This is a genomic window from Streptomyces fuscigenes, from assembly GCF_021556455.1.
Lineage (GTDB): Bacteria > Actinomycetota > Actinomycetes > Streptomycetales > Streptomycetaceae > Streptomyces > Streptomyces fuscigenes.
Genome location: NZ_JAKGCV010000521.1, coordinates 1 through 3,527 on the forward strand (window position 1 = coordinate 1; position 3,527 = coordinate 3,527).

1 protein-coding gene and 1 pseudogene are annotated in these 3,527 nt (G+C 70.4%); one reads left to right on the forward strand and one right to left on the reverse strand.

Features of this window, described 5'->3' with window-relative positions; all coding sequences use genetic code 11:
- A pseudogene (locus L1885_RS25640) lies at positions 1-293 on the reverse strand (hypothetical protein); the annotation flags it as partial.
- Positions 294-725: 432 nt separating this feature from the next.
- On the opposite strand from L1885_RS25640, the gene L1885_RS25645 reads away from it, so the two are divergent.
- Positions 726-3,245, forward strand: a complete 2,520-nt coding sequence (locus tag L1885_RS25645) for an ATP-dependent Clp protease ATP-binding subunit (protein WP_235799546.1) — start codon at positions 726-728, stop codon at positions 3,243-3,245.
- The last annotated feature ends 282 nt before the right edge of the window (positions 3,246-3,527 follow it).

A 3,527-nucleotide genomic window follows, 5' to 3' on the forward strand; every position in this document is an offset into this window, starting at 1 on the left:
TGCCCGCCGCCCCCCGGGCCTCCGCCGGCGGGGACCGCCGGATCGAGCCCGTGGGGCCGGGCGGACCGGACGAGCCGGTCGAGCCGCTCGACGACCGCGCGCCCGGCCCGGGCCGGCAGTTCCAGCACGTCGAACGCGACGCCCGTGGCCAGGCGGGGCGCCCCGTCCGGCCCCGCCCGCAGGACGGACCGGCCGAAGGCCTCCTCGTGGAAGCGGGCGATCCGCTCGCGGGCGCCCGGGTGCGCGGAGTCGTACGAGCGGCGGCCCCGGGGGCCCGGAACGGTGAAGGACATGAAAGGCCAACGCCCCGGCGACCCGCCGGGTTACGCTGGGTCCCTGCTCGATCACCGAACGTTCCCGCCGGTCCCCGCCGGCGGCCGCGACGAGTGGTGGAGCCTGTTCGCCCGTAGCTGAGGGGAGGGGGGCACACGGCATGGACTGCCGGTGCCCGCGGGTAAGACATCCCTAGTGGGGAGGGGCGCCACACGGGCCCGGGCGACTCCCGTTCGCCATCGGCGTAGTGATGGCGGCGGTATCTGCTTGGCCTGGGGGAACATCGTCTCGCACCATCGGGTTGGAGCGTTCGTCAGCGATTCAGGAGGAACGCTGCTCCCCGCGGATGCGGGGATGGACCCGAGCGGTCCCCGCTTGCGGGACTAAGCTGCGGAAGGACAGAGAGGGGACCGACCCCTTTTACTGCCTGACCGCTCTGAGGAGCGATAACGATGTTCGAGAGGTTCACCGACCGCGCGCGGCGGGTTGTCGTCCTGGCTCAGGAAGAAGCCCGGATGCTCAACCACAACTACATCGGCACCGAGCACATCCTCCTGGGACTGATCCACGAGGGTGAGGGTGTCGCCGCTAAGGCCCTGGAGAGCCTCGGGATTTCGCTCGAGGCGGTCCGCCAGCAGGTCGAGGAGATCATCGGCCAGGGCCAGCAGGCCCCGTCCGGCCACATCCCCTTCACCCCCCGTGCGAAGAAGGTCCTGGAGCTGTCGCTCCGCGAGGCTCTTCAGCTGGGCCACAACTACATCGGCACCGAGCACATCCTGCTCGGCCTGATCCGCGAGGGCGAGGGCGTCGCCGCCCAGGTCCTCGTGAAGCTGGGCGCCGACCTCAACCGGGTGCGGCAGCAGGTCATCCAGCTGCTCTCCGGCTACCAGACGAAGGAGTCCGCCACCGCCGGCGGCCCCCAGGAGGGCACGCCCTCCACGTCGCTGGTCCTCGACCAGTTCGGCCGCAACCTCACCCAGGCGGCCCGCGAGTCCAAGCTCGACCCGGTCATCGGGCGCGAGAAGGAGATCGAGCGGGTCATGCAGGTCCTGTCCCGACGCACGAAGAACAACCCGGTGCTGATCGGTGAGCCCGGCGTCGGCAAGACCGCCGTCGTCGAGGGACTCGCGCAGGCCATCGTCAAGGGCGAGGTGCCCGAGACCCTCAAGGACAAGCACCTCTACACCCTCGACCTCGGCGCGCTGGTCGCGGGCTCCCGCTACCGCGGTGACTTCGAGGAGCGCCTGAAGAAGGTCCTCAAGGAGATCCGCACCCGCGGCGACATCATCCTGTTCATCGACGAGCTCCACACGCTCGTGGGTGCGGGTGCCGCCGAGGGCGCGATCGACGCCGCCAGCATCCTGAAGCCGATGCTGGCCCGCGGCGAGCTCCAGACCATCGGTGCGACCACGCTGGAGGAGTACCGCAAGTACCTGGAGAAGGACGCGGCCCTCGAGCGCCGCTTCCAGCCGATCCAGGTCGCCGAGCCCTCCCTGCCGCACACGATCGAGATCCTCAAGGGCCTGCGGGACCGCTACGAGGCCCACCACCGCGTCTCCATCACCGACTCGGCGCTGGTCGCGGCGGCCACCCTGGCCGACCGCTACATCTCGGACCGCTTCCTGCCGGACAAGGCGATCGACCTGATCGACGAGGCCGGTTCCCGGATGCGCATCCGCCGCATGACCGCGCCGCCGGACCTGCGCGAGTTCGACGAGAAGATCGCCGGGGTCCGCCGGGAGAAGGAGTCGGCGATCGACTCCCAGGACTTCGAGAAGGCAGCTTCCCTCCGGGACAAGGAGAAGCAGCTGCTGGCCGCGAAGACCAAGCGGGAGAAGGAGTGGAAGGCCGGCGACATGGACGTCGTCGCCGAGGTCGACGAGGACCTGATCGCAGAGGTCCTGGCCACGGCCACCGGCATCCCGGTCTTCAAGCTCACCGAGGAGGAGTCCTCGCGCCTGCTGCGCATGGAGGACGAGCTGCACCGCCGCGTCATCGGCCAGGTGGACGCCGTGGCGGCGCTCTCCCGGGCGATCCGGCGTACGCGTGCGGGCCTGAAGGACCCGAAGCGTCCCGGCGGCTCGTTCATCTTCGCCGGCCCGTCCGGCGTGGGTAAGACCGAGCTGTCCAAGGCGCTGGCGGAATTCCTCTTCGGCGACGAGGACGCGCTGATCTCCCTCGACATGTCGGAGTTCAGCGAGAAGCACACGGTCTCCCGGCTCTTCGGCTCCCCGCCCGGATACGTGGGCTACGAAGAGGGCGGCCAGCTGACCGAGAAGGTCCGCAGGAAGCCGTTCTCCGTCGTCCTCTTCGACGAGGTCGAGAAGGCCCACCCCGACATCTTCAATTCCCTTCTGCAGATCCTGGAGGACGGTCGTCTGACCGACTCCCAGGGCCGGGTCGTGGACTTCAAGAACACGGTCATCATCATGACGACCAACCTCGGGACCCGGGACATCTCGAAGGGCTTCAACCTGGGCTTCGCGGCGCAGGGCGACACGTCGAACTACGAGCGGATGAAGGCGAAGGTCAGCGACGAGCTGAAGCAGCACTTCCGCCCCGAGTTCCTCAACCGTGTCGACGAGGTCATCGTCTTCCCGCAGCTCACCCAGGACGACATCCTCAAGATCGTCGACCTGCGGGTGCACGAGATGGACGAGCGTCTGCGGGACCGGGACATGGGCATCGAGCTCAGCCAGGCCGCGAAGGACCTGCTCGCCAAGCGGGGCTACGACCCGGTGATGGGCGCCCGGCCGCTGCGACGGACGATCCAGCGCGAGGTCGAGGACGCGCTCTCGGAGAAGATCCTCTTCGGCGAGCTGCGCCCGGGCCACATCGTGGTCGTCGGCACCGAGGGCGAGGGCGACGACGAGAAGTTCACGTTCCGCGGCGAGGAGAAGGCGGCGCTGCCGGACGCTCCTCCCATCGAGCAGGCGGCCGGCGGCGGCCCGAACCTGACGAAGGAAGCGTGACCCGACGCCCGTAGCGGGCGGCGCGCTTCGGCGCGGCTCGCGAAGGAAGCAAGGGGCCGGGCCCCGGACCGATCATCGGTCCGGGGCCCGGCCCCTTTCGCGTGCGCTCGGCGACGTCCGCGGTGTGCGCTGTGTGCGGGTCACCCGATCCGGGGCGTGGCGCCTCCGGGCTCCGGGCCTCCCGGAGAACGGTCGCCGCGCGGCGCTCGGCGGCCCCGGGACTCCCGGGCGGGCCCAGGGACGGCGGCTCCGGCGCGGGGCCCCAGAGCGGCGGCTCCGGCG

Excerpts from the sequence above, each read along its gene's own strand:
- L1885_RS25645 (WP_235799546.1), top strand. The coding sequence starts at position 726 with ATGTTCGAGAGGTTCACCGACCGCGCGCGGCGGGTTGTCGTCCTGGCT.